This is a genomic window from Streptomyces sp. NPDC002785 (assembly GCF_040295565.1).
GTDB lineage: Bacteria > Actinomycetota > Actinomycetes > Streptomycetales > Streptomycetaceae > Streptomyces.
In genome coordinates, this window is record NZ_JBEOVN010000043.1 from 19,181 (window position 1) to 43,619 (window position 24,439).

25 protein-coding genes are annotated in these 24,439 nt (G+C 69.4%); 16 read left to right on the forward strand and 9 right to left on the reverse strand.

Translation table 11 applies throughout. The annotated features are described in order from the left end of the window. Both ABTZ94_RS13585 and ABTZ94_RS13590 read right to left on the reverse strand, forming a co-directional pair. Window positions 1-195: a DUF397 domain-containing protein gene (locus ABTZ94_RS13585; RefSeq protein ID WP_351200683.1), complete on the reverse strand. Its 195-nt coding sequence runs from the start codon at window positions 193-195 to the stop codon at window positions 1-3. A 13-nt stretch (window positions 196-208) separates the two neighbouring features. After that, entirely contained in the window at window positions 209-1,060 is an 852-nt protein-coding gene (locus ABTZ94_RS13590) for a helix-turn-helix domain-containing protein (RefSeq protein ID WP_351200641.1), read from the reverse strand. A 247-nt stretch (window positions 1,061-1,307) separates the two neighbouring features. Between ABTZ94_RS13590 and ABTZ94_RS13595 the strand changes: the two genes are divergently transcribed. Together ABTZ94_RS13595 and ABTZ94_RS13600 are read left to right on the forward strand one after the other, a co-directional pair. Further along, the gene (locus tag ABTZ94_RS13595; RefSeq protein ID WP_351200643.1) at window positions 1,308-1,751 is read left to right on the forward strand and encodes an ATP-binding protein; all 444 of its coding nucleotides are present in this window, start codon (window positions 1,308-1,310) and stop codon (window positions 1,749-1,751) included. Between the two features lie 188 nt (window positions 1,752-1,939). Further along, complete coding sequence (locus ABTZ94_RS13600; RefSeq protein ID WP_351200645.1) at window positions 1,940-2,623, forward strand: DUF5701 family protein; 684 nt, start codon at window positions 1,940-1,942, stop codon at window positions 2,621-2,623. Between the two features lie 181 nt (window positions 2,624-2,804). Here the strand turns inward: ABTZ94_RS13600 and ABTZ94_RS13605 are convergent, their stop codons facing one another. Beyond that, on the reverse strand, window positions 2,805-4,628 hold the full coding sequence (locus ABTZ94_RS13605) for a bifunctional metallophosphatase/5'-nucleotidase (RefSeq protein WP_351200647.1): 1,824 nt from the start codon (window positions 4,626-4,628) through the stop codon (window positions 2,805-2,807). Between the two features lie 378 nt (window positions 4,629-5,006). Here ABTZ94_RS13605 and mshD point away from each other — a divergent pair, with 378 nt between their 5' ends. The 11 genes from mshD (at window position 5,007) to pstB (ending at window position 16,615) form a co-directional block, all read left to right on the forward strand. Further along, on the forward strand, window positions 5,007-5,930 hold the full coding sequence (mshD, locus tag ABTZ94_RS13610; RefSeq protein ID WP_351200649.1) for a mycothiol synthase: 924 nt from the start codon (window positions 5,007-5,009) through the stop codon (window positions 5,928-5,930). A gap of 90 nt (window positions 5,931-6,020) precedes the next feature. Continuing rightward, window positions 6,021-6,428, forward strand: coding sequence for a GntR family transcriptional regulator (locus ABTZ94_RS13615; protein WP_351200651.1), 408 nt, complete (start codon window positions 6,021-6,023; stop codon window positions 6,426-6,428). Then, a complete protein-coding gene (locus ABTZ94_RS13620; protein ID WP_351200652.1) occupies window positions 6,428-7,324 on the forward strand; it encodes an ABC transporter ATP-binding protein in 897 nt (298 codons plus the stop codon). The genes ABTZ94_RS13615 and ABTZ94_RS13620 overlap by 1 nt, the downstream gene beginning before the upstream one ends. Beyond that, window positions 7,321-8,313 (forward strand): ABC-2 membrane transporter-related protein, encoded by a 993-nt coding sequence (locus ABTZ94_RS13625; RefSeq protein WP_351200654.1) that lies wholly within the window; start codon window positions 7,321-7,323, stop codon window positions 8,311-8,313. The genes ABTZ94_RS13620 and ABTZ94_RS13625 overlap by 4 nt, the downstream gene beginning before the upstream one ends. A 280-nt stretch (window positions 8,314-8,593) precedes the next feature. Beyond that, window positions 8,594-10,849 (forward strand): RNA degradosome polyphosphate kinase, encoded by a 2,256-nt coding sequence (locus tag ABTZ94_RS13630; RefSeq protein WP_351200656.1) that lies wholly within the window; start codon window positions 8,594-8,596, stop codon window positions 10,847-10,849. Continuing rightward, complete coding sequence (locus ABTZ94_RS13635; protein WP_351200658.1) at window positions 10,836-11,834, forward strand: CHAD domain-containing protein; 999 nt, start codon at window positions 10,836-10,838, stop codon at window positions 11,832-11,834. Before ABTZ94_RS13630 ends, ABTZ94_RS13635 begins: the two co-directional genes overlap by 14 nt. After that, window positions 11,831-12,241, forward strand: coding sequence for an NUDIX hydrolase (locus ABTZ94_RS13640; RefSeq protein WP_351200660.1), 411 nt, complete (start codon window positions 11,831-11,833; stop codon window positions 12,239-12,241). The genes ABTZ94_RS13635 and ABTZ94_RS13640 overlap by 4 nt, the downstream gene beginning before the upstream one ends. 188 nt (window positions 12,242-12,429) lie before the next feature. After that, on the forward strand, window positions 12,430-13,569 hold the full coding sequence (gene pstS / locus ABTZ94_RS13645) for a phosphate ABC transporter substrate-binding protein PstS (RefSeq protein WP_351200661.1): 1,140 nt from the start codon (window positions 12,430-12,432) through the stop codon (window positions 13,567-13,569). Window positions 13,570-13,732: 163 nt separating this feature from the next. Next, entirely contained in the window at window positions 13,733-14,728 is a 996-nt protein-coding gene (gene pstC / locus ABTZ94_RS13650) for a phosphate ABC transporter permease subunit PstC (RefSeq protein ID WP_351200663.1), read from the forward strand. Further along, complete coding sequence (pstA, locus tag ABTZ94_RS13655; RefSeq protein ID WP_351200665.1) at window positions 14,725-15,810, forward strand: phosphate ABC transporter permease PstA; 1,086 nt, start codon at window positions 14,725-14,727, stop codon at window positions 15,808-15,810. The genes pstC and pstA overlap by 4 nt, the downstream gene beginning before the upstream one ends. A 28-nt stretch (window positions 15,811-15,838) precedes the next feature. Next, complete coding sequence (pstB, locus tag ABTZ94_RS13660) at window positions 15,839-16,615, forward strand: phosphate ABC transporter ATP-binding protein PstB (RefSeq protein WP_093899726.1); 777 nt, start codon at window positions 15,839-15,841, stop codon at window positions 16,613-16,615. 232 nt (window positions 16,616-16,847) lie between these two features. Here pstB and ABTZ94_RS13665 read toward each other — a convergent pair whose 3' ends face one another. Both ABTZ94_RS13665 and ABTZ94_RS13670 read right to left on the reverse strand, forming a co-directional pair. Further along, window positions 16,848-17,846, reverse strand: coding sequence for an inorganic phosphate transporter (locus ABTZ94_RS13665; RefSeq protein WP_351200667.1), 999 nt, complete (start codon window positions 17,844-17,846; stop codon window positions 16,848-16,850). Window positions 17,847-17,851: 5 nt separating this feature from the next. Further along, a complete protein-coding gene (locus ABTZ94_RS13670; protein WP_266416320.1) occupies window positions 17,852-18,472 on the reverse strand; it encodes a DUF47 domain-containing protein in 621 nt (206 codons plus the stop codon). A gap of 200 nt (window positions 18,473-18,672) precedes the next feature. Here ABTZ94_RS13670 and ABTZ94_RS13675 point away from each other — a divergent pair, with 200 nt between their 5' ends. Next, the gene (locus ABTZ94_RS13675) at window positions 18,673-19,032 is read left to right on the forward strand and encodes a metal-sensitive transcriptional regulator (protein ID WP_351200669.1); all 360 of its coding nucleotides are present in this window, start codon (window positions 18,673-18,675) and stop codon (window positions 19,030-19,032) included. 78 nt (window positions 19,033-19,110) lie between these two features. Here the strand turns inward: ABTZ94_RS13675 and ABTZ94_RS13680 are convergent, their stop codons facing one another. Both ABTZ94_RS13680 and ABTZ94_RS13685 read right to left on the reverse strand, forming a co-directional pair. Beyond that, window positions 19,111-19,302, reverse strand: a complete 192-nt coding sequence (locus ABTZ94_RS13680) for a hypothetical protein (protein WP_351200671.1) — start codon at window positions 19,300-19,302, stop codon at window positions 19,111-19,113. Window positions 19,303-19,400: 98 nt separating this feature from the next. Then, complete coding sequence (locus ABTZ94_RS13685; RefSeq protein WP_351200673.1) at window positions 19,401-20,360, reverse strand: SCO4651 family lipoprotein; 960 nt, start codon at window positions 20,358-20,360, stop codon at window positions 19,401-19,403. A 134-nt stretch (window positions 20,361-20,494) separates the two neighbouring features. Here ABTZ94_RS13685 and ABTZ94_RS13690 point away from each other — a divergent pair, with 134 nt between their 5' ends. Both ABTZ94_RS13690 and ABTZ94_RS13695 read left to right on the forward strand, forming a co-directional pair. Then, on the forward strand, window positions 20,495-20,683 hold the full coding sequence (locus tag ABTZ94_RS13690) for a hypothetical protein (protein ID WP_351200675.1): 189 nt from the start codon (window positions 20,495-20,497) through the stop codon (window positions 20,681-20,683). A gap of 87 nt (window positions 20,684-20,770) precedes the next feature. Next, complete coding sequence (locus ABTZ94_RS13695) at window positions 20,771-22,393, forward strand: FAD-binding oxidoreductase (RefSeq protein ID WP_351200677.1); 1,623 nt, start codon at window positions 20,771-20,773, stop codon at window positions 22,391-22,393. Between the two features lie 74 nt (window positions 22,394-22,467). On the opposite strand, the gene ABTZ94_RS13700 is transcribed toward ABTZ94_RS13695, so the two are convergent. Both ABTZ94_RS13700 and ABTZ94_RS13705 read right to left on the reverse strand, forming a co-directional pair. Further along, the gene (locus ABTZ94_RS13700; RefSeq protein WP_351200679.1) at window positions 22,468-23,199 is read right to left on the reverse strand and encodes a phosphatase PAP2 family protein; all 732 of its coding nucleotides are present in this window, start codon (window positions 23,197-23,199) and stop codon (window positions 22,468-22,470) included. A gap of 320 nt (window positions 23,200-23,519) precedes the next feature. Further along, the coding region (locus tag ABTZ94_RS13705) for a C40 family peptidase (RefSeq protein WP_351200681.1) at window positions 23,520-24,439 on the reverse strand (920 nt) is incomplete at its 5' end.

Sequence of the window (24,439 nt, forward strand, 5' to 3'; positions counted from 1 at the left end):
TCAGGCCAGATCGTCGAACTCGCCCTCTTTGGCGCCACCGAGGAAGGCGCGCAGCTTGGCGCGGCTCGTACGGACAACCACGTCCGGGTTTTCGCTCTCACGGAGCAGAATCTCGCCACCGTACTCAGCAAGCTCAAGGCAGTTGCTGCCCTCGGCATTCGAAGACTTCGACGACTTTCTCCACTGAATCTCTATTGTTCTCACGCCTTCATACTTGTAGTGCGATGGTACGAATGAAGTCTCGCGAACTCTCCGGGGCGAGCGAACGTTCTTCCGTCCGATCCAACGCAACTCGCCAGTTCTCAAGACTCGTTTCGGCATCCAGGAACCTCGGGCCGGTCGCGGTATCCGTCTGCACGGTATCGAGCTGCGGCACCGGCCCGTAGACGTAGTGTGCCGAACTGCTGGCATGCGGGAAACCGCCTGCCGCGAACGGGATCACACGAATGGTGACGTTGTCACGGTCCGACTGCTTCAACAGGTGATCGAGCTGGCTGCGAGCGACATCGGAGCCGCCATAGGTCATCCGCAGCGCGGCCTCATGAATCAGGAACGTACAGCGGGGCTGATCCGCGCGGTCGAGCACATCCCTGCGCTTCAGCCGGTGGGAGAGCTGGCGCCGTTGGCGGGCCGGACTCGGCGGCGGCACGGTTTCCGTGAACACAGCACGGGCGTACTCCTCGGTCTGGAGCAAGCCAGGCATGTGCATGATCTCCACCGAGCGGAAGCCGGCAGCGTGATACTCCAGCTCGGCCAAGTCGAGTGCCCCGCTGGTGAGCTCGCCCCGATAGTCCTCCCACCACCCGTTTATACGTTCCGTTGCCATGCCCGAAAGCGCGTCGACATACGCCGGATCGGAGCACCCATAGTGACCGGCCCACGTGCGCACCCGCGCGGCACTCACACCGAATCGCCCCGATTCGATGTTGCTCACGGTGGTGCGGTCCGCGCCGAGCATCGCCGCCGCTTCCGTGAGCGAAAGCCCCGTACGCTCCCGCATCTTGCGCATCTCGGCGCCGAGTCGGCGCTGGCGCGCCGTGGGCGCCTTCCTTGATGGCATCGGACTCTCCTCTCCCCGAGCCCAGTGTGGCCCGTGACCTAACGAAGCTGCACCTCGTTCATGACATTACACAAAGCCGTCCAACATGTGAGGTGTGTCGGTTAGGGTCCTCACAACACCGCGCCGCACGTCGGTAAACCCGAAGTGCAGCCGTACGAACGCGCGTTGAACCGCGCCCCCGTCCGGCCATTGCCACGGATCAACGTGCGACGCACCCGTTCAGACCGCACCGCGTTGGGAGAACGACATGAGCACCGCCACCGCAACTCCCCTGCCGCCGAACCCACTCGACGGCGAGACCTACCGGCTCGCCCTGCCCAGCACCGCATGCGCCGCGAAGCTCGCACGGGACTTCATCGCATCGCTGCTCAACCTCAGCAGTCACCGCGATCTCGTCGACGACGCACGCCTGTGCGTCACCGAAGTGGTCACCAACGCGCACCGCCATACGCGTACGTCAGTGATCGGCGTCGAGGCGATCGTCCTGCACTCGCGGGTCACGGTCGCGGTCACGGACGACGCCCATTGGGCGCTGCCGGAGCCGACGGACTTCCGCGTTGAACCAGAACGGATCGGTGGCCAGGGGCTGTTGCTCGTGGAACGGCTGGCCCTGGCCTGGGGCGCGACCATCCTCGGCGGCGGCGTTCCGAGCCGGAAGGCGGTCTGGTTCACGCTCGGGTCAGCCTCCTGAGACCCAGGAGGTGTCCGCCGGCATGCGGAAAACCGCCCGGTGAAGCACGTAATCACGTTTCAGCCGCGGGGAAGGCAGGGGTCGTTGACACGTCCGGACCGGACGGAGGCGACAGTGGCGCCGGGAACATTCCCGCGAGCCATCGCGTTCCCTCTGGGCCCGTCCGCATCGCTATCCCAGGGAGCATCGTGCCCGAAACCACGTCCGCCACCCCTACCCTTCCCTCCTCGCTCCCCGCCTTGAGCGCGCAGGCCGAGCGGCTGATCGAGCTGGGAGTGCACGAGATCGCCGGACTGCCCGCCGCCGAGCTTCGGGGCTTCGCCGAAGCCGCTGCCCAGGCCGCTGGGGGCTGCGACGGCGCCCTGCTCGCCGTTCACCCGGACCAGGCCCCTGCCTCCGTCCTCGCGCCGCTGCTGCGCCGCGAGAGCAAGCCGGGGTTCGTCGTTGTCGACATGCCCGATGTCGACCTCTTCGCTCCGCTCGACACGGTCGCGCTGCCCGACGCCCCGCTCTACCTCCTCACCGGCGTCGATCGCGGCGACCGGATGGCCAACTGGAGCCCGGACGAGGCATTGCCCGCCCTGACGGCCGAGGCCCGTACGCCTTTGCTGCTCACCGAGGGCATCCACTGGGTGCTGCAGCAGCCCGCCGTCCTGGAACGCAACCGCTGCTTCATGACCATCGGCTCCCGGCTGTGCAAAGCCAACGGCACCCTGGACGCCCGCACGCCTGCGATCTGGATCAGCAACGGCACCGGGCGGGACGGCCGCGAGCGCCGCGACGCTCCCAAGGTCGGCTGGTGCTGGGCGGGCAACCGGCACACCTGGCTGGGCTTCGCCTCCGCGACGGGCCGCCGGGTCCAGGGCTCGTAAAGGCGCGCCACCAGGTGGTGGGGAAGGCCGCGTGGGAGAACCCCACCAAAACCGGCTGGAGCGCGTGGCCCGGGAGGCCGCGCCCCGGCCGACTCCCGCCAGGCAACAGAAAGGGGCGGTGGGCCCGACCGGCCCACCGCCCCGAACCGTCGCGTACGGGAGTCCCCGCCGCGTACGGGAGTTACTTGATGACGGTGATGCGGTCCGTCGCCGGCGGGGCCAGCGGCGCGGCGGCCGTCGAGTGGGCCGCCAGGTAGGCGTTGAACAGGTCCAGGTCGGAGGGGCCGACCAGCTTGTTGGTGCCCTGGCCGAGTGCCGCGAAGCCGTCGCCGCCGCCTGCCAGGAACTCGTTCATCGCGACGCGGTAGGTCTTCGCCGGGTCGATCGCCGCACCGTTCAGCTTGATGGTGTCGGTGGCCACGCGGGCCGCGCCCGCCTTCGTCATGTCCAGGGTGTAGGTGAGGCCCTTGGACACCTGAAGGATCTTCGGGCTTGCCTCGTTGGAGCCGCTGACCTGCTGCTGGAGCGCGCTGATCAGCTGGGCGCCGGTCAGGTCGACGACGTTCATCATGTTGGTGAAGGGCTGCACGGTGAACGACTCCCCGTACGTCACCACCCCGTCGCCCTCACTGCCGGTCGCCTTGTGGACCAGGTCCGCCCGGATACCGCCCGGGTTCATGAAGGCGACGACCGCACCGCCCTTGTCCGCCGGGGCCAGGCCCTCCAGCTGGGCGTCCGCGATCAGGTTGCCGAGCGGCTTCTCGGGGGCCGTGGAGCCGCGGCCGTTGATGTCGGAGGTGATGTAGCCCTGCGGCTTGTTCGCGATGGGCGCCGCGAGGGCGTTCCAGCGGGCGATCAGGGCCGTCATGTCAGTGGCCTTGGGCTGGTCCCGGCTGACGATGTGGTTCGCCGCCTTGGGGTTCGAGGCGCCGGCCGACTTCACCGACGTACGGACGATGTCCTTGGTGCGGCGGTCGTAGGTGAGGGTCGTGTCGGTGTAGAGCTTGCCGAACGACGACGCCGAGGTGACCATGCGCGGGTTGCCCGCCGGATCCGGGATCGTGCACACGTACGCCTGGTGGGTGTGGCCCGTGACCAGCGCGTCGACCTTGGGCGTGATGCCCTTGGCGATGTCGGTGATCGGCCCGGAGATGCCGTCACCGGCACCGGAGCTGTCGCAGTCGTAGTTGTACGCGGTGGAGGCGGGCGCCCCGCCCTCGTGGATCAGCGCGACGATGGACTTGACGCCCTGGCGGTCCAGCTTCTTGGCGTACTTGTTGATCGTCTCGATCTCGTCGTGGAACTTCAGGCCCTTGACGCCGTTGGCCGTGACGATGTTCGGCGTGCCCTCCAGGGTCACCCCGATGAAGCCGATCTTGACGCCGTTCTTCTTCCACACCGTGTACGGCTTGAGGATCGGCGCGCCGGTCTTCTCGCTCGTCACATTGGCGGCGAGGTAGGGGAAGTCGGCGCCCTCGAACTTCTTGTCCTTCTCGTAGCACCCCTCGACCTGGTGGCAGCCGCCGTTCTGGAGGCGGGCCAGCTCGGTGGCGCCCTCGTCGAACTCGTGGTTGCCGACGGTCGTCACATCGAGGTCGATCTTGTTGAGCGCCTCGATGGTCGGCTCGTCGTGGAAGAGACCGGACAGCAGCGGGCTCGCGCCCACCATGTCGCCACCGGCCGCGGTGATCGAGTACGGGTGACCCTTGCGCGCGGTACGCAGCGAGGACGCGAGGTACTCGACACCACCGGCCGGAATCGCCTTGGCCGTGCCGTCGGGCTGCGTCTCGGTGACCGTGCCCGCCGAGCCGGCCGGCGGCTCCAGGTTCCCGTGCAGGTCGTTGAAGGACAGCAGCTGTACGTCGACGGTACGGGCCGGCGTGTGGTGGCCCTGTTCCTGGGCGCCGGCCGGCATCGCGGCGACGAGCGCGCCGACGGTGGCGAGCCCGGCCGCGGCGGCGAGCACCCGCCGGGACGCGCGGTTCTTCTGCGGTGTCGCTGACATCGGTCCCCTTGTGAGTTCAGCGGGAGGTCTGGGAGTGGTGGCGAGTCTGGAGACTTCGTGCCGTGCCGCAGCCTAGGGTCAACGCGCGTAGCGCGACAGGTTTCCGCGGTTACGAACTGGTTGCCATGCGGTCGGAATCGGGGCCGAATTCCGCATATCACCCACAGGGCATACATATGCGGGCGGAAACGTCATGACGCACCTGACTGTCGTACAGCGTGTGCGCCACGGGATCGACGGGCAACGAACAAAGTGGCCGTCGGCCGGCTCCCGGCTCACGCCGGCAAGCGCCCGGGGAAGGCTGCCGCCCGTCGGCACGTACCGACGGTCCCACCGCAACCCGCCCGGCGCCCGCTCACCCCCCGTACGCTCGTACACATGACGACTGACGTACCTCTCCCCGCCCCCGGACGCGAGCTCCAGACGCTCGACGTGCTCTCCCCCGAACAGGCCGGAGCCGTTTGCGACCTGCTCGCCGAGGCCGCCCGGTCCGACGGCAGGCAGGCCGTGTCCGAGCAGGGGCGGCTGCAGCTGCGGGGCGGGCGGCGTGAGGGGGTGCGGCATCTGCTGCTCACCAGTGGGTCGGTCCTGGTCGGGTATGCGCAGCTGGAGGACACCGACCCCGTCGAGGCACCGGCCGCCGAGCTGGTCGTGCATCCGGCGTACCGCGGGCAGGGACACGGTCGGGCGCTGGGCGCGGCACTGCTCGCCGCGACCGGGAAGCGGCTGCGGGTGTGGGCGCACGGCGGGAAGTCCGCGGCCCGGCATCTCTCGCAGGTCCTCGGCCTCTCCCTCTTCCGTGAACTGCGTCAGCTGCGCCGCCCGTTGAGCCCGCTGAACATCGCGGAGCCGGTGCTGCCGCCCGGCGTCACCGTCCGCACCTTCGTGCCCGGCGAGGACGACGCCGCCTGGCTCGCCGTGAACCGCGCCGCCTTTGCCCACCACCCCGAACAGGGCTCGCTGACCCAGCGCGACCTGGACGACCGCAAGGCGGAGCCCTGGTTCGACCCGAAGGGGTTCTTCCTGGCCGAGCGCGAGGGCGAGCTGATCGGCTTCCACTGGACGAAGGTGCACGCAGATGAGCACCTCGGCGAGGTGTACGTCGTCGGCATCCGGCCCGACGCGCAGGGCGGCGGGCTCGGCAAGGCGCTCACCGCGATCGGACTGCGCCACCTGGCCGCCGAGGGACTGCCGACCGCGATGCTCTACGTCGACGCGGACAACAAGGCGGCCCTGACCGTCTACGAGCGGATGGGCTTCGCGACGCACGAGGTGGACCTGATGTACCGCACGGAGTCCTGACCAGCCACAACTCACCCGGGGGCGGCGTCGCTTGACGCCGCCCCTTCTTTGCGCCACCCTTTCACTACTTAATTAGTGAAAGGGGTGAGCATGGCAGAGTCCGCAGCGGTCGAGTACCGCATCGACCGGCGCAGCGGCGTCGCCACGTACCTCCAGATCGTCCAGCAGACCAAACAGGCCCTCCGCCTCGGCCTGCTGGAGCCCGGCGACCGGCTGCCCACCGCACGCGAGGTCGTCGAGGCCACCGCCATCAACCCGAACACCGTGCTCAAGGCCTACCGGGAGCTGGAGCGCGAGGGCCTCGTCGAGGCCCGGCGCGGGCTCGGCACCTTCGTCACGCGGACCCTCGGCGGCGCTGTGGCCGCCGACGACGCGCCGTTGCGCGCCGAGCTCGCCGACTGGGCCCGCCGGGCCCGCGCGGCCGGACTGGAGAAGGACGACGTGAGCGCGCTCTTCACCGCCGTACTGGACAAGACTTTCGAGGGAGATCAGGCCTGATGACAGGCGCTGCGATCGAGGCCGCCGGCCTCGGCATGAAGTACCGGAGCAGGGGCGGGGGCTGGGCACTGCGCGACTGTTCGTTCCGGCTGCCCGCCGGGCGCGTATGCGCCCTCGTCGGCCCCAACGGTGCGGGCAAGTCCACCCTGCTCGCCCTCGCGGCGGGTTTCCTGCGGCCGGCGGAGGGCACGGTGCGGGTGCTGGGCGGGGCGGCCGGGGAGGCACGGGCCCGGATGGCCTTCGTGGCCCAGGACAAGCCGCTGTACCCGCAGTTGACCGTCGCCGAGACCCTCTGGGCGGGCGCCGAGCTGAACCCCGCCACCTGGGACCAGGACACCGCCGAACGCATCGCCGATCAGCTCCCGCGCGACGCCGTGGTCCGTAACCTCTCCGGCGGCCAGCGCACCCGTCTCGCACTGGCCCTCGCCCTCGGCAAGCGGCCCGAACTACTCCTGCTGGACGAACCGATGGCCGACCTCGACCCGCTTGCCCGCCACCAGCTGATGGGCGCGCTGATGGCCGAGGCCGCCGAGCACTCCACCACCATCGTGATGTCCTCGCACATCCTCGCCGAGCTGGAGGGCGCCTGCGACTACCTCCTGCTCGTCGACGGCGGCCGGGTCCGCCTCGGCGGCGAGACGGACGAGCTCCTCGCCGCGCACGCCCTGCTCACCGGTCCGGTACAGGACCTGGCACCGCACACCGTCGTCGAGTCCCGCACGACGGGGCGGCGGCTGACCGCACTGGTACGGAGGGAGGGCCCGGTGGACGACGCGGCCTGGGAGATCGCGGAACCGTCGCTGGAGGAGCTGCTGCTGGCGCATCTGCGGTCACCACAGGCGCCCGCGCTGCTGACGCCGAGCACCGAGGCCGCCAGGGAGGTGGCTGCCGTATGAGCGCCATCGGTCTGCGTACGCCCGTCGCACCCGCCGCCGGGTTGCAGGGTCCTGTCCGTGTCCTTCTCCGCCAGCACCGCCGTTCCCTGTGGGCGGCCGGCGCCCTCCTGGTGCTGGGCATCTCCATCGTGGTCGGGCTCCGGATATGGGTCGCGGTCGCGAGCTCCGGCGAACTCTGCGCCGACGGCGACACCAGCCGCTGCGGCGACGGCTCCTACCAGCCCACCTACGCGCGCACCTCCGCCGAGAACTATCTGGCGAGCGGTGGTACCGCTGTCCTGCTGCTCGCCGGTCTCATCGGCGTCTTCGTCGCCGGACCGCTGATCGCCCGTGAACTGGAGAGCGGCACGTACCGGCTCGCCTGGGCCCAGTCGGCGTCCCCGGCCCAGTGGCTGGCGGCCCGGCTGGCCCTTCCTGCGGCTCTGGCGACCGCCGGGATGACGACTCTGGTCCTCGTCTACCGATGGGGCTGGTCGGGCATAGGCAGCAACCCGCACGCCTTCGGACTGGACTGGTTTCAGAGCGGTATCCAGCCCGCCCTCGGCCCGACCGCCGTCGCCTACGCCCTGCTGGCCGTGGCCGTCGGCGCCCTGTGCGCCGTGGTCGTACGCCGTACCGTCCTGTCCATGAGCCTCACGGCCCTCGTCCTGGGCACGGTCATGGTGGGGCTCGGCAAGCGCCGCTACGAGCTCTGGCCGACCGTCCGCCACCTGGGCATCGACTACCCCAGCAGTGACATCTGGCACATCGAGTCGGGCATGCTCACCACCTCGGGCAAGGAGATCCACTGGGCCGACTGCATCCGGGCCGACCCGGGCGGGGACCTCGCGGGCTGCCTGCGGAACCGCGGCGGCATCACGACCTTCGTCGACTACCACCCCGCCTCGCACTTCTGGCCGCTCCAGCTGGTCGAGACCGGCATCCTGCTCGCCCTGGCCGCGCTCGCCGTCGCCCTCGCCTTCCGGGTGCTGCGCCGCCGCCACGGCTGAGAGACCGCCTTCACGCACCGTGTCCGGGCCCTTCGAAAGGGCCCGGACACGGTGCATATGGCCCATCCACCCACCGCACACCGCTTCCTGCACGTCATGTCGCCGTTACCAGCCATTAAGAAGGGCTTGCGACCCTCTCAGGATGCAGCCAGCTGTGCCGACCCTCCGCAACGGGAGAAATCCCGGTGGCGACCGTGCGAATCACACGAACCGTGAGTTTCCCGCGGTCTGCGCACCTTCCGGCGCGCCCTCCGAGCCCCCGACGCGGAACAATGGGGCCATGAGCCAGCAGCCCAGCTCCGAGGTCCCGGTCCAGCCCGCCGTGCAGCCGTCGGTCGGCTCGCTCGCCGCGCAGCGGCCGCACGCCCTCGCCTCGTCGGCGTCCAACGGCGCCATACTCTCGACCCGGGCCGACCTCGATCCCGACATCGACGCCGACGTCGACGCGTACGAACCCGATGTCGACGGCAGCGAACTGCCCCCCGGCCGATTCCTGGACCGGGAACGCAGTTGGCTCGCGTTCAACGAACGGGTGCTCGAACTGGCCGAGGACCCCGCGACGCCCCTCCTCGAACGGGCTAATTTCCTCGCCATCTTCGCCTCCAACCTGGACGAGTTCTTCATGGTCCGGGTGGCCGGACTGAAGCGCCGTATCGCCACCGGAGTCGCCACCCGATCCGCCTCCGGACTCCAGCCCCGCGAGGTCCTCGACCTGATCTGGACCCGCTCGCGCGAGCTCATGGCCCGGCACGCCGCCTGCTACCAGCAGGACGTCGCCCCCGCCCTGTCCGACGAGGGCATCCAGCTGATCCGCTGGCCCGAGCTGACCGAGAAGGAACAGGGCCGCCTGTTCACCTTCTTCCGGCAACGCGTCTTTCCCGTGCTGACCCCCCTCGCCGTCGACCCGGCGCACCCCTTCCCGTACATCTCGGGCCTCTCGCTCAACCTCGCCGTCGTCGTACGCAACCCGGTCAGCGGCCACCGCCACTTCGCCCGGGTCAAGGTGCCGCAACTGCTGACCCGCTTCCTGGAGGCCTCGCCGCAGCGGTACGTGCCCATAGAGGACGTCATCGCCGCCCACCTCGAAGAGCTCTTCCCGGGCATGGAGGTCCTCGCCCACCACATGTTCCGGGTCACCAGGAACGAGGACCTGGAGGTCGAGGAGGACGACGCCGAAAACCTCCTCAAGGCCCTGGAGAAGGAGCTCATGCGGCGCCGCTTCGGCCCGCCGGTCCGCCTGGAGGTCGAGGAGTCCATCGACCCGTACGTACTGGACCTGCTGGTACGCGAGCTGAAGGTGTCCGACGCCGAGGTCTACCCGCTGCCCGGACCGCTCGACCTGACCGGGCTCTTCGGCATAGCGTCCCTGGACCGGCCCGAGCTGAAGTACCCCAAATTCATCGCGGGCACCCACCGCGATCTCGCCGAGGTCGAAACCGCCTCCGCGCCCGACGTCTTCGCCGCCCTGCGCGAACGCGACGTACTCCTGCACCACCCGTACGACTCGTTCTCCACCTCCGTCCAGGCGTTTTTGGAGCAGGCCGCCGCCGACCCCGACGTCCTGGCCATCAAGCAGACCCTGTACCGGACTTCGGGCGAATCCCCGATCGTGGAAGCCCTCGTAGACGCTGCCGAATCCGGCAAGCAGGTCCTCGTACTCGTCGAGATCAAGGCCCGCTTCGACGAGCAGGCCAACATCAAGTGGGCCCGCAAGCTGGAGGAGTCCGGCTGCCATGTGGTCTACGGACTCGTCGGCCTCAAGACCCACTGCAAGCTCTCGCTCGTCGTCCGCCAGGAGGGCGACACACTGCGCCGGTACGCCCACGTCGGCACCGGCAACTACCACCCCAAGACCGCCCGGCTGTACGAGGACCTCGGCCTGCTGACCGCCGACCAGCAGGTCGGCGCGGACCTCTCCGACCTCTTCAACCGGCTCTCCGGCTACTCCCGCCGCGAGACCTACCGCCGCCTCCTGGTCGCCCCGAGGTCCCTGCGCGACGGGCTGATCACCCGTATCGACAAGGAGATCACGCACCAGCGGGCCGGGCGGAGCGCCTACGTCCGCATCAAGGTCAACTCCATGGTCGACGAGGCGGTCATCGACGCCTGCTACCGGGCCGCGATGGCGGGCGTACCGGTGGACATCTGGGTACGCGGCATCTGCGCGATCCGCCCCGGCGTCGCCGGCCTCTCCGAGAACATCCGGGTCCGCTCGATACTGGGCCGCTTCCTCGAACACTCACGGATCTTCTCGTTCGGCAACGGCGGCGAACCCGAAGTGTGGTTCGGCAGCGCCGACATGATGCACCGCAACCTCGACCGCCGGATCGAAGCACTGGTCCGGGTCACCGACCCCGCCCACCGCGCCGCGCTCAGCCGGCTCCTGGAGACCGGCATGGCCGACACCACCTCCTCCTGGCACCTCGGTTCCGACGGGAACTGGACCCGGCACGCCACGGACGCGGACGGCCAACCGCTGCGGCACGTACAGGAAATGCTCATTGACGCCCGGAGGCGCCGGCGTGCGACGCCATGACCACCAGACGACGCAGGCGGACCTTACGGCAGGGGCGGTGCTCGCGCCCTACCTGCAGGAACAGGCCGCCGAATTCCTCCGCAGCCTGCGCCTGCACCGCGAGAACAGCGCCCCCACGGACGCCGGAACCCACGCCGCCGACGAAGCCGCCGCCGCGCTGCGCCGCTCGTCCCGCCGGATCGGCGGCACACTGCACACGTTCCGGGCGGCGCTGGACGCGGCCTGGGCCGAGCAGCTCCGCGCCGAACTGGCCTGGCTGTCGGGCACCCTGGCCCGGGAGCACGCCTACGCGACCCGGCTGAACCGGCTCCTCGAAGCCCTGCACACCCTGTCCGGCACCTCGCTGCCCGCCGCCCGCACGAGATCCGGCTCCGATGCCGCCGGTGACAAGGAGCGCGCCGCCCTCGGCGTCGGCGCGGCCCGGGCCGGGGCGCTGCTCGAACGGCAGCTGACCCTCGCCCGGACCCGCGCCCACTCCGCGGCGCTCCAGGCGCTCGGCTCCTCCCGCTTCCACGCGGTGGCCGACGCCGTCGCGCTGCTCGCCTCCGAGGTGCCGCTCGCCCCGGCGGCCACGGCTCCCGCCGAGGAGATGCTGCACGGGCCCGCCGACCGGGCCGAACAGCAACTGCTCGGTGCGGTGGCCGCGCTCCCCCCGGACAAGGCGGTCGAGCCGTACAACGAGGCGCAGGACGCGCCCTGGCACCGGACCCGGCTGCTGCTGCGCCTGCACCGCTACGCCCACGAGGTGGTACGGGGCGCCCCCGACCCGGTCCTGGCCGCGCCGGGGCACGCGCTCGATCTGCACCGGGACGCGTCGGAGGCGGCCGCGGCGGCGGCATCGGCGGCCCGCACGCCCCGGATCGCGCCCGCGACCGCGTACGCCCTGGGGATCCTCCACGCCGATCAGCGGCACGAGGTGGGGGCGGCGCGCAGTGTGTTCCGGGAGAGCTGGCCGCACGCCTCCGCGGCCGTGATCGCACCATGAGCGGCCCCGTGCGCGCCGCGGGGTGCGTGCTGTGGCGCCGGTCCGAGTACTCCGGCGAGCTGGAGATCTGTCTGGTCCACCGGCCCCGTTACGACGACTGGTCGCACCCCAAGGGCAAGCTGAAGCGCGGCGAGTCGGCGCTGGACGGTGCCCGGCGCGAGGTTCTGGAGGAGACGGGCCACGACTGCGCACCGGGCGCCGAGCTCCCCACGGTCCGCTACGTCGTGAACGGGCGCCCCAAGGAGGTCGTCTACTGGGCGGCCGAGACGACCGGTGGCGCCTTCGTACCGAACGCCGAGGTCGACCGGGTGAACTGGCTCTCCCCGGCGGCGGCCCGGGCCCGCCTCACCCAGCCCCGCGACCGGGACCTGCTGGACGCCCTGCTCGCCGGCCTGCCGAGCATCTGACGGGGCCTTTCAGAACCACACCGTCCGACACGGTTCACCTCCCGTTCACTCTCTCCCGTAGGCCGCTTCACCTGTTCTGCCTAACTTCGGCAGTGCACGGTGCGCGGCGCAACGCCGAAGCACCCACCACAACGCACGCCGTCGTAGAACGAAAAGACCTCGGCGGCTTCTGGAAGGAACACCCGAAAGTGAAGCTTCAGCGCAAGAACCGGCTTCGTGCCACCGCGCTCGGTGCCCTCGCCGTCTCCGGCGCCCTGGTCCTCACGGCGTGCGGTTCGGACAACAACAGCGGCGACGGGTCCACCGGCGGCAACGGCGGCAAGACGAGCGCCGCGTCGAACATCAAGTGTGACGACGCCAAGGGCCAGCTGCTCGCCTCCGGCTCCAGCGCGCAGAAGAACGCGATGGACCTGTGGACCAACGCGTACCGCAGCGCCTGCAAGAACGTTGAGATCAACTACAAGTCGTCCTCCTCCGGTGAGGGCATCATCGCCTTCAACCAGGGCACGGTCGGCTTCGCCGGTTCCGACTCGGCGCTGAAGCCCGAAGAGGTCGCCGACTCGAAGAAGATCTGCAAGGGCGGCCAGGGCATCAACCTCCCGATGGTCGGCGGCCCGATCGCCATCGGCTTCCACCTGGAGGGTGTCGACAGCCTCACACTGGACGCCCCCACCCTCGCCAAGATCTTCAACGGCAAGATCAAGAAGTGGAACGACCCGGCGATCGCCAAGCTCAACAGCGGCGCGAAGCTCCCGGACAAGGCCATCCAGGCCTTCCACCGCTCCGAGGACTCCGGCACCACCCAGAACCTCGGCAAGTACCTGGGCGCGGCCGCCCCGAGCGACTGGAAGTACGAGGCCGAGAAGAAGTGGCCGGCCCCCGGTGGCCAGGCCGCGTCCGGCTCCTCCGGTGTCGCCGCCCAGGTGAAGCAGGTCGACGGCGCGATCGGCTACTTCGAGCTCAGCTACGCCACCTCGCAGTCGATCCCCACTGTCGACATCAACACCGGTGGCTCCGCCCCGGTCAAGGCCACCCCGGAGAACGCCTCCAAGGCCATCGCCGCCGCCAAGATCAAGGGCACCGGCAAGGACCTGGCCCTGGACCTCGACTACACGACCAAGGCCGAGGGCGCCTACCCGATCGTCCTGGTGACGTACGAGGTCGTCTGTGACAAGGGCAACAAGGCCGAGACCCTGTCCACGGTCAAGTCCTTCCTGAACTACACCGCCGGTGACGAGGGCCAGAAGATCCTCACCGACGCCGGCTACGCGCCGATCCCGACCGAGATCAACGCCAAGGTCCGCGAGACCATCGGCTCCCTCTCGTAACCGAGGCGCCCGGCCGAGACACACAGCCTCACGCACGCGAGCAACACCAGCAACACACGGCGGGCCGGTCCGGTGCACCCCTCCGGACCGGCCCGCCACCACCCCATCCGGTGCACCGCCGCCAGGGGAGCCACACCGCTCCCCCACACAGACCGGAAAGACCATGGCTTCCACCACACCGACAGACACGCCGCCGGCACCGCCGGTGGCGCGCAAGCCCGCCAGGCCCAAGACCGGGAGCGCGGGCGACAAGGTCTTCCTGGGCCTCTCAAGGGGCTCGGGCATCCTGCTGCTCGTGATCATGGCGTCGATCGCCGTGTTCCTCACCTACCGCGCCGCGCTCGCCGTCTCCAAGGACGAAGGCAACTTCCTCACCACCTTCGACTGGAACCCGGCCGGCGACCCGCCGGTCTTCGGCATCGCGGTCCTCCTCTTCGGCACGATCGTCAGCTCGGTCATCGCGATGGCCATCGCCGTCCCGGTCGCTGTCGGCATCGCCCTGTTCATCTCGCACTACGCGCCGCGCAAGCTGGCCGCGCCCCTCGCGTACGTCGTCGATCTGCTCGCCGCAGTGCCGAGCATCGTGTACGGCATCTGGGGCGCCCTCGTCCTGGTCCCGTACCTGGAGGGCCTGAACCTCTGGCTCGACCAGTTCTTCGGCTGGACGTACATCTTCGAGAAGACCGAGGTCGGTGTCGCCCGCTCGCTCTTCACCGTCGGCATCCTGCTCGCGATCATGATCCTGCCGATCGTGACCAGCGTGAGCCGCGAAGTCTTCCTCCAGGTCCCGAAGATGAACGAGGAAGCCGCCCTCGCCCTCGGCGCCACCCGCTGGGAAGTCATCCGCCTCTCGGTGCTCCCCTTCGGCCGCTCCGGCGTGATCTCCGCCTCGATGCTGGGCCTGGGCCGTGCGCTCGGCGAGACGATGGCCGTCGCCACGGTCCTGTCGCCGAGCTTCCTCATCTCCGGGCATCTGCTCAATCCGGGGGGCGGAACCTTCGCCCAGAACATCGCGGCGAAGTTCGACGAGGCCGACGCGTACGGGCGCGACGCCCTGATCGCCTCCGGCCTCGTGCTCTTCGTCCTCACCCTGCTGGTCAACGGCGCGGCCCGGCTGATCATCGCCCGCCGCAAGGAATACTCGGGGGCCAACGCATGAGCCAGGCAGCCAACACCGGCATACAGGAACGCCCCACCCCGATGGCGCCCGTGAGCAGGACCAGCCTCAGCAGCCGGGCCCTTCCCCGCTGGGCCCCCCTCGTCTTCGCGGCCGTCGCGATCGTGCTGGGCGTGGGCATCGGCGCCGCGGCCGGCTGGCAGAGCCGCACCCAGTGGGGACTGTTCTCCGCCCTGCTCTTCCTCGTCATCTCGTACGTCACGACGACGGTCGTCGAGAACCAGCGCCAGGCCAAGGACCGCCTCGCCACCAGCGTCGTCTGGGTGTGCTTCCTCCTTGCCGTCGTCCCGCTGTTCTCGCTGATCTGGACGACGGTCAGCCGCGGCGCCAAGGTCTTCGACGGCTACTTCCTGACCCACTCCATGGCCGGTGTCCCCGGCATCGAGCCGGGCGGCGGTGTCTACCATGCGCTGATCGGCACCCTGGAGCAGGTCGGCGTCGCCACCCTGATCTCCGCCCCGATCGGCCTGCTGACCGCCGTCTACCTGGTGGAGTACGGCAAGGGCGCGCTCGCCAAGGCCGTCACTTTCTTCGTCGACGTGATGACGGGAATCCCGTCCATCGTCGCCGGTCTCTTCATCCTGTCGATCATGCTGATGGCGAAGCTCCAGCCGTCGGGCCTGATGGGTTCGCTGGCGCTCACGATCCTGATGCTCCCGGTCGTGGTCCGCTCCACCGAGGAGATGCTCAAGCTCGTCCCGAACGAGCTCCGCGAGGCATCGCTCGCCCTCGGCATCCCGAAGTGGCGCACCATCCTGAAGGTGGTCATTCCCACCGCGATCGGCGGCATCACCACCGGTGTGATGCTCGCGATCGCCCGGATCGCCGGTGAGACCGCGCCGATCATGCTGCTGGTCTTCGGCAGCCAGCTGATCAACACCAACCCGTTCGAAGGTGCACAGTCCTCGCTCCCGTTCTACATCTGGGAGCAGTACAAGATCGGCAGCGAGCCGTCCTACGACCGTGCCTGGGCCGCCGCTCTGGTCCTGATCGCCTTCGTCATGATCCTCAACCTGGTGGCCCGCGGCATCGCCCGCTGGAAGGCCCCGAAGACCGGCCGCTGACCGCGGCACGAAAGAAGCAGTGATTCAGATGGCCAAGCGCATCGACGTCAGCGGTCTGTCCGCCTACTACGGCTCCCACCTCGCCATCGAGGACATCTCGATGACCGTGGAGCCCCGCTCCGTGACCGCCTTCATCGGCCCGTCCGGCTGCGGCAAGTCCACCTTCCTGCGCACCCTGAACCGGATGCACGAGGTCACCCCCGGTGGCCGCGTCGAGGGCAAGGTGCTGCTGGACGACGAGAATCTGTACGGGGCGAACGTCGACCCGGTCACCGTGCGCCGCACGGTCGGCATGGTCTTCCAGCGTCCGAACCCGTTCCCGACCATGTCGATCTTCGACAATGTCGCGGCGGGCCTCAAGCTGAACGGCTCGTACAAGAAGAACCAGCTGTCGGACATCGTCGAGAAGTCCCTGCGGGGCGCCAACCTCTGGAACGAGGTCAAGGACCGGCTGAACAAGCCCGGCTCCGGTCTCTCCGGTGGCCAGCAGCAGCGCCTGTGTATCGCCCGCGCGATCGCGGTCGAGCCGGAGGTGCTGCTGATGGACGAGCCGTGCTCCGCCCTGGACCCGATCTCCACCCTCGCCATCGAGGACCTGATCGGCGAACTGAAGGAGCGCTTCACGATCGTCATCGTGACGCACAACATGCAGCAGGCGGCCCGCGTCTCGGACCGCACGGCGTTCTTCAACCTCGCGGCGGTCGGCAAGCCCGGCAAGCTCGTGGAGATCGACGAGACGGAACGCATCTTCTCCAACCCGTCCGTCCAGGCAACCGAGGACTACATCTCGGGCCGCTTCGGATAGACCCAAGGATGGCCTTTGGGTGCTGCATGGCGGTGCCACCCGTAAGGCAAAGGGTCCGCCCCGCTCCCCTCGCAGGGGGAGCGGGGCGGACCCGTCTTCAAACCATTGCGCGGGCACCGGGCCCAGCCGGCAGATCGAGCCCCCGCATCACAGGCAGCCGGCCGAAATCAAGCCCGTCCGGCGCTCGAGGACGAAGCGGCGACCGGACGACCCCGGCAACCCCACAGCCCCGTCACCCGAACAGCAGCACCACAACCCCGTAACTCGCGGCAGCGACCAGCGCCGCGGCCGGCATCGTGATGAACCACCCCAGGATGATGTTCTTGGCAACACCCCACCGCACCGCGTTCACCCGCTTCGTGGCGCCCACACCCATGATCGCCGAGGTGATCACATGGGTCGTGGAGATCGGTGCGTGAAACAGGAACGCCGAGCCGAACATGATCGACGCACCCGTCGTCTCCGCCGCGAACCCCTGCGGCGGGTCCAGCTCGATGATCTTCCGGCCGAGCGTCCGCATGATGCGCCAGCCGCCCGCGTACGTACCCAGCGAGAGCATCAGCGCGCAGACGAGCTTCACCCAGACCGGAATCGGGTCGCTCGGGCTCTCGACACCGGCGATGACCAGGGCCATCACGACGACGCCCATCGTCTTCTGCGCGTCCTGCAGACCATGGCCGAGCGCCATGCCTGCGGCCGAGACCGTCTGGGCGATCCGGAAGCCGCGCTTGGCCTTGTGCGGGTTGGCCTTCCGGAACATCCACATGATCGTGACCATGACCAGGTAGCCGACAACCAGGCCGATGACCGGCGAGAGGAACATCGGGATGACGACCTTGTCGAGCACCCCGTCCCAGTGCACCAGCGTCCCGCCGGCGAGCGCCGCACCGACCATGCCGCCGAACAGCGCGTGCGAGGACGAGGACGGCAGCCCGAAGTACCAGGTGACAAGGTTCCAGATGATCGCACCGACGAGCGCGGCGAAGAGGATTCCCATCCCCTTGTTCCCCTCGGGGGTCGCGATCAGACCCTCACTGACGGTCTTGGCGACACCGCTGCCGAGGAACGCACCGGCAAGGTTCATCACCGCGGCCATCGCCAGTGCCGCACGTGGCGTGAGTGCACGGGTGGAGACGGACGTGGCGATGGCATTCGCCGAGTCGTGGAAGCCGTTCGTATACGTGAAGCCGAGCGCGACACCAATGGTCACGATCAGCGCAAAGGTGTCCACGTGGTTCAGGACTCCTTGACCGCGATGGTCTCCACCGTGTTGGCGACATGCTCGAACGCGTCGGCGGCCTCTTCCAGCACGTCCACGATCTGCTTGAGCTTCAGCACCTCAATGGCGTCGTACTTGCCATTGAAGAGATGGGCCAGCAGCTTGCGGTGGATCTGGTCGGCCTGGTTCTCCAGACGGTTGACCTCGATCCAGTATTCGGTGAGGTTGTCCATCGTCCGCAGACCCGGCATCGCCTCGGCGGTCAGCTCGGCCGCCCGGGCCAGCACCTCGACCTGCTGCGCGACGCCCTTGGGAAGTTCTTCGACCTGGTACAGCACGACCAGGTCGACGGCCTCCTCCATGAAGTCCATGATGTCGTCGAGCGACGAAGCGAGGTTGTAGATGTCCTCGCGGTCGAACGGCGTGATGAAAGAGGAGTTCAGCTGGTGGAAGATCGCGTGGGTCGCGTCGTCCCCCGCGTGCTCCGCTGCCCGCATGCGCTCCGCGATCTCGACTCGGGAGGCAGAGTCCGCCCCGAGCAGTTCCATCAGGAGTTTCGAGCCCGTGACGATGTTGTCCGCGGATGCGGAGAACATGTCGTAGAAGCTCGTCTCCCTGGGGGTCAGACGAAAGCGCACGTGGGGTCCTCGGGGTGCTTTGGATTCGGTCAGGCTGATGCTAGGCGCATCATCCGGCCACGGCTAACCGGCATTCTTCAGTGTCGCGCATCGCGAACTGCGATCAGCACGGGCCCCCGGTCACGTTTCGGCAGAATTCGTTAGGATATACCCACCAGGGGTATATACATCGCAGGGTAAAGGGAAAACGGGAGGCAGCAATGACCACCACCGAGGCCGCCGGGACCACCGCCGCCACCGCGGAGACGGAACCGGTCGTCACCGACCACGACCGGGGTATACACGGCTATCACCACCAGAAGGCCGAGCACCTCAAGCGGCTGCGCCGGATCGAGGGCCAGGTCCGCGGTCTGCAGCGCATGGTCGACGAGGACGTCTACTGCATCGACATACTCACCCAGGTCTCGGCGTCCACGAAGGCGCTCCAGTCCTTCGCGCTCCAGCTGCTGGAGGAGCACCTGCGGCACTGCGTCGCCGACGCGGCGGTCAAGGGGGGCGAGGAGATCGACGCGAAGGTCGAGGAGGCCACGAAGGCCATCGCCCGCCTGCTCCGTACCTGATACGGGGAAATGCCCGGTACCTGATACGGGAAATGCCTGGTGCGGTTGGGATGCCTGGTGCGGGGCGGGGCCCCGCACTCACCCCCGGTCGGTCTGCCGGGGGACGGTGGTTCGTTCGGCGATCACCCGGACGTTCAGCACCTCGTCGATACGGTCCGCACTGAGCCGTTCCCCGATCGCGGCCGACGCGGCGATCATCAGCTCACCACAGAGCTCGATCTCGGCGAGAGCCACATGGTCGGATACGGTTCGCGTGCCGAGCGTCACCACGTCACTCACCTCTCACTGCCGTCGCCGACCTCCTAGCGTAGGGAGCGGACCACACGACGCGCATGGCACGGACGGACCATTTCACGCCCGCCGCATGCCTACGTCCCCGCCTTCGTCCGTACCCTCGCCCGTGTGCCGCCCGGCTGTCCCTGTTGGATCTTCCCGGTGTAGATGTCGCGATCGTCCGGCAACCGTACGGAGAGCGGCGCCCCGAATCCGTACAGCAGCGTCGTCGACACGACCTGCACCGCCGGCCCCTCGTTGGCGAAGCTGAACCGGTGGCGCACCTTGCGCAGCCGCCCCTGTTCGTCCAGATACGCATCGAACTGCACCGTGTCCGTGTGGAACCCCTTCGCCGCCGCGGCCAGTGCCCCGTGTGATTTCGGCGAGGCCTCGCGCGCCGCCCGGCCGATGTCCGAGGTCCCCCGGTAGTGCCGCACGGTCACCCCGGCGAGCTCGGTCCTTCCTACGTACGTCACCTGCCGTGCCCCGCGCAGCAGTTCGGCGGCGGCCATCGGATCGGTCACTCCGCCGGTGACCAGATTGCCGTCCTCCAGGGCCGTCGTGTCGATCCTGACCCACTTGTCCGCGGGCACTCCGGCGCCGCGGTTCATCATGTAGAGCGCGCCGGGGGCCAGCAGTTCGGTGATGGGACGGTGCTCGTCCTCGCCGGCGACGTCCTCGGGCAGCACGACCTTGAGCCGGCCCACCTGGTTGCGGAAGTCGTACGTTCCCCGGCCCCTGATCGTCACCCGTGTCCCGCCCGCCGCGGTCTCCATCGACGTACGCACCTCGGCGCTTCCGGCGACGGACCGGGCTCCGGGGGCGGCGGCTCCGGCCACCGTCCACGTCCCGGACCCGCTCGTCGTACCCGCGAGCACCGCGGCCGCGCGGTGGACCGCGCCGAGGGAATCGGCCCCGCCCCGTTCATCGGCCATGGCACGGTCGGCGCCGCCACCGCCGCCCGAGCATCCGGCGGTCGCCGCCATCATGCCCACCACGGCAAGGGCGCAGACAGCGCGCGCCCCGCCTCCGGACCTGTGCTGCTGCACCACCATCGCCTGCCAACCCCCAACGACGTACCGTTTGCCCGAGCCCCCCCATCCGTTCCGCATAACGACAGCCCGTGTCCCCCGTAACGCCGCTCCCGTACGCCGCACCGCCGAGTGGCCGTGCCCAGTACCGTGGACGGGTGTATGTCCAACACACCGAAGAGGTCCCGCAGACTCCCCCCTCCCCCGCGTCCTTCGGGCACGAGCCCACGACCGTGGAACGCGGCTCGTTCTGCACCGCCCGCTGCAGCTGCGGCTGGTCCGGGCCGGCCCGCCGCTCCCGGGACCGGGCCCGTACGGACGCCGCGGAACACAGCGCGGCGCCCTGACCTCTCTCCCACCCTGCCCTGATCTCTCTCCCACCCCCCTGGCCTCTGCCCACCGACCGGCCCTGAGCGCCATGACCCGGAGGTCCGATGAACCTGCCGCCCCTGCCCGACCGGCGCACCCTGCTCACCGCGGGCGCCGCGGCAGCACTCACCGGCGTCACCGCGACCGCCTGCAGCGGCGCGTCCGGCTCCGATTCGAGCTCCGGCACCAACGGCGACTCCTTGGTCACCACGGGCTCCACTGCCGCCTCACCAGCCTCATCGGTCCCGTCGAAGCCCTCCCTCTCCGGCCCGGCGAACTGGTCCGCCCTGGCCAAGAGTCTCGACGGCGCCCTCATCCGTCCCCAGGACGCGGCCTACCCGACCGCCCGTCAGCTCTACAACACCCGCTTCGACGGCCAGAAACCCGCTGCCGTCGCATACGTCAAGCACGAGGCGGACATCCGCGAGTGCCTGGCCTTCGCCCGCCGCACCGCCACCCCCGTGTCCATCCGCAGCGGCGGTCATTCCTACGCCGGCTGGTCGAGCGGCAACGGACGCCTCGTCCTTGACGTCTCGTCACTGTCCCGCGTCGACAAGAACGGCACGATCGGTGCCGGTGCCAAGCTCATCGACGTCTACCAGGGCCTCGCCCGCCACGGCCTGACGATCCCCGGCGGCTCCTGCCCCACGGTCGGCATCTCCGGCCTCACCCTCGGCGGCGGCCACGGCGTCGCGTCCCGCGCGTACGGCCTGACCTGCGACAGCCTCACCGCGGCAACCGTCGTCACGGCCGACGGCAAGACCCTCACCGTGGACGCCAAGCACCACCCGGACCTCTTCTGGGCACTGCGCGGCGCGGGCAACGGAAACTTCGGCGTGGTCACCGAGCTGACGTTCCGTACCCGCCCGGCCCCGCAGACCGTCACCGCGTACATGTCGTGGCCGTGGTCGCGCGCCCGGTCCGTCATCGCCGCCTGGCAGGAGTGGGGCCCGAACCAGCCGGACGAGATCTGGTCCTCCGCACATCTCGCGGCGGGACCGGGCGGCCGCAACCCGACCGTGTCGGTCGCAGCGTTCAGCCTCGGTACGTACGGCGACCTGCAGAACGCCGTCGACCGCCTCGCCGACCGGATCGGTGCCCCGGCCTCCTCCGTCTCGCTGCGCCGCCGCAGCTACCAGGAGGCGATGCTCGTGTACGCGGGCTGCTCGGGCATCACCAATGCCCAGTGCCATCTGCCGGGTACGACGCCCGGCCGCACCGCCCAGGGCACGCTCCGGCGCGAGACGTACGCCGCCGCGTCCGACTTCTACGACCGCTCCCTGCCCCCGGCGGGCGTGCGTGCCCTGCTCGACCGGGCCGAGGCGTTCACCCGGATTCCCGTGGCCCAGGGCGGAGGCGGCGGCTCCATCGCGCTCACCGCGCTCGGCGGGGCGATCAACCGGATCTCCCCGCAGGCGACGGCCTTCGTCCACCGCCGCTCCCGCGTACTCGCCCAGTACATCGGTGCCTGGCGCCCCGGCACCGCGGGCGGCGCCCAGCAGGACTGGCTGAAAAACACCCACGCGGCCATGCGCCGGTACGCGTCCGGAGCGGCGTACCAGAACTACACGGACCCGACGCTGACCGACTGGCGCCGGGCCTACTACGGCTCGGCGGCCGACCGTCTCACCCAGCTGAAGAAGCAGTACGACCCCGGCCGCCTCTTCACTTTCCCTCAGGCCCTCTGACACACGGTCACGGGCTCGGCGCACGGTCACGGGCTCGGCTCCGGCTCCGGTCACCGATGGACCCCGGCCGCCTCCTACGCGGCCAGGTCCTTCTCCCCGTTCCCGCCGCCCGTCCCCGGCCGCGGCTCGGGAATCCCGAACGCCCCGGCCCGCCCGTCGGCCGCTGCCGACGGCACCGGCCGGCGCGACCGTACGAGCCACCCGAACCGGTCCGAACGGGAAACGGCCGCCACCAACGGGGTCAACAGCATCATCGCAAGCGGGGCGAGCAGCAGAGCGGCTGCCGTGCCGAGCGCGAATCCGCCGACGACGTCGGTCGGATAGTGCACACCCATGTAGATCCGGCAGAAGCCTTCCAGCAGGGCGAGCGCGATCGCGGCGATGCCGAACTTCCGGTTGGCCACGAAGAGCCCGACGGCCAGAGCCATCGCCATCGTGGCGTGGTCGCTCACGAAGGAGAAGTCGTTCTTCCCGTCCACCAGGACATCCAGCCCCTGGTGGTCCCGGAACGGGCGCGGCCGCTCCACGAAGCCGCGGATCGGGATGTTGATGAGCAGCGCGATCCCGGCGGCAAGCGGCGCCCAGACGATCCCGGCAACCGCCGTCACCGAATCATCGGCCGTACCGCGCCGACGCACGCTCCACCAGCACCACAGGACCACCAGGACCATGCCGAGCATGATCCCGTACTCGCCGACGAACTCCATGACCCGGTCGAACCAGGAGGGAGCGGACTTCGCGAGCCCATTGATGTCGTACAGCAGGCTGACATCGGGGTTCGACCCATCCAGTGCGAGTCCAGCCATCTGCTGCGGCCCCTTGTCTTGTCGGCTGCCACGGTCCACACCCATGTGCACCGCTTTGACGAACCCCCGTGTCGGTTCGATCAATGTGTGGATCCGTACTGCGTGGATCCGTGCTGCGTAGCTGCTCCACCCGTGAGGACTTGCCCGGTCAGCGCCGCACGGTCAGTGCACCACTGTCCGGTCCACCCAGGGAACGACGCGCTCCGCGCGTACGTTCCACTCTCCACCGAATGATCACCATGACGTTATCGAAGAGTGACTCATCGTCGCAGCTCAGGGCCCAAGCTTCACGGAGAGTTCCGGCCACCGCCGTCCCTGTGTCATCCCTCCGGGAGGGCGGTCGGAAGGGCCGCGGCCCCGTCCTTGGTCACGCGCGTCGCTCCGAAGTAGTCGGGCGTGTCGATCTTGTTGAACCGGATCACGGCCCCGGTGTACGGAGCGTTGATCATGTACCCGCCCCCGACGTACAGCCCCACGTGGCGGATGGCCCGCGAGTTGTTCAGATCGTCCGAAAAGAACACCAGGTCACCCGGGAGCAGCTCGTCCCGCGAAGGGTGCGGACCGGCGTTGTACTGATCGTTCGCCACCCGGGGCAGTTCGATGTCCACGGTGCGGTACGCGGCCTGGGTCAGCCCCGAACAGTCGAACCGCCCGCCCTGCTCGGCCGTGCCGATGCCGCCCCACAGGTACTTCGTACCGAGCTTCTTCTGCGCGAAGTAGATCGCCCCGGCCGCCTGCTGCGAGGGCTGCACCCGTCCGACGGGCCGGGCGAAGCTCTTCTCCAGGGAACGGATGATGGTGACGTAGTTCCGCGTCTCCGCAATGTCCGGAACTCCGCCCGACCGGATCACCCGGTACGCACCGGCGTTGTACGCGGCCAGCATGTTGTCCGTCGGATCTCCCGGCACCTTCTTCACGTACCCGGCCAGTTCGCAGTCGTACGACGCGGCGGACGGAATCGCATCGGCCGGATCCCATACGTCCCGGTCCCCGTCGTTGTCTCCGTCGATCCCGTGTCCGGCCCAGGTGCCCGGGATGAACTGCGCGATGCCCTGAGCGGCGGCGGGACTCTCGGCCCGGGGATTCCACCCGCTCTCCTGGTACAGCTGGGCGGCCAGCAGGGCCGGGTTGATGGCGGGGCAGAGGTTGCCCCACTTCTGCACCAGGGGCTGGAACTTCGCGGGCACGGCCCCCTTCGCCAGCCCGACGGCTCCGCTGCTGCCGGAACCGACGAGTCCGG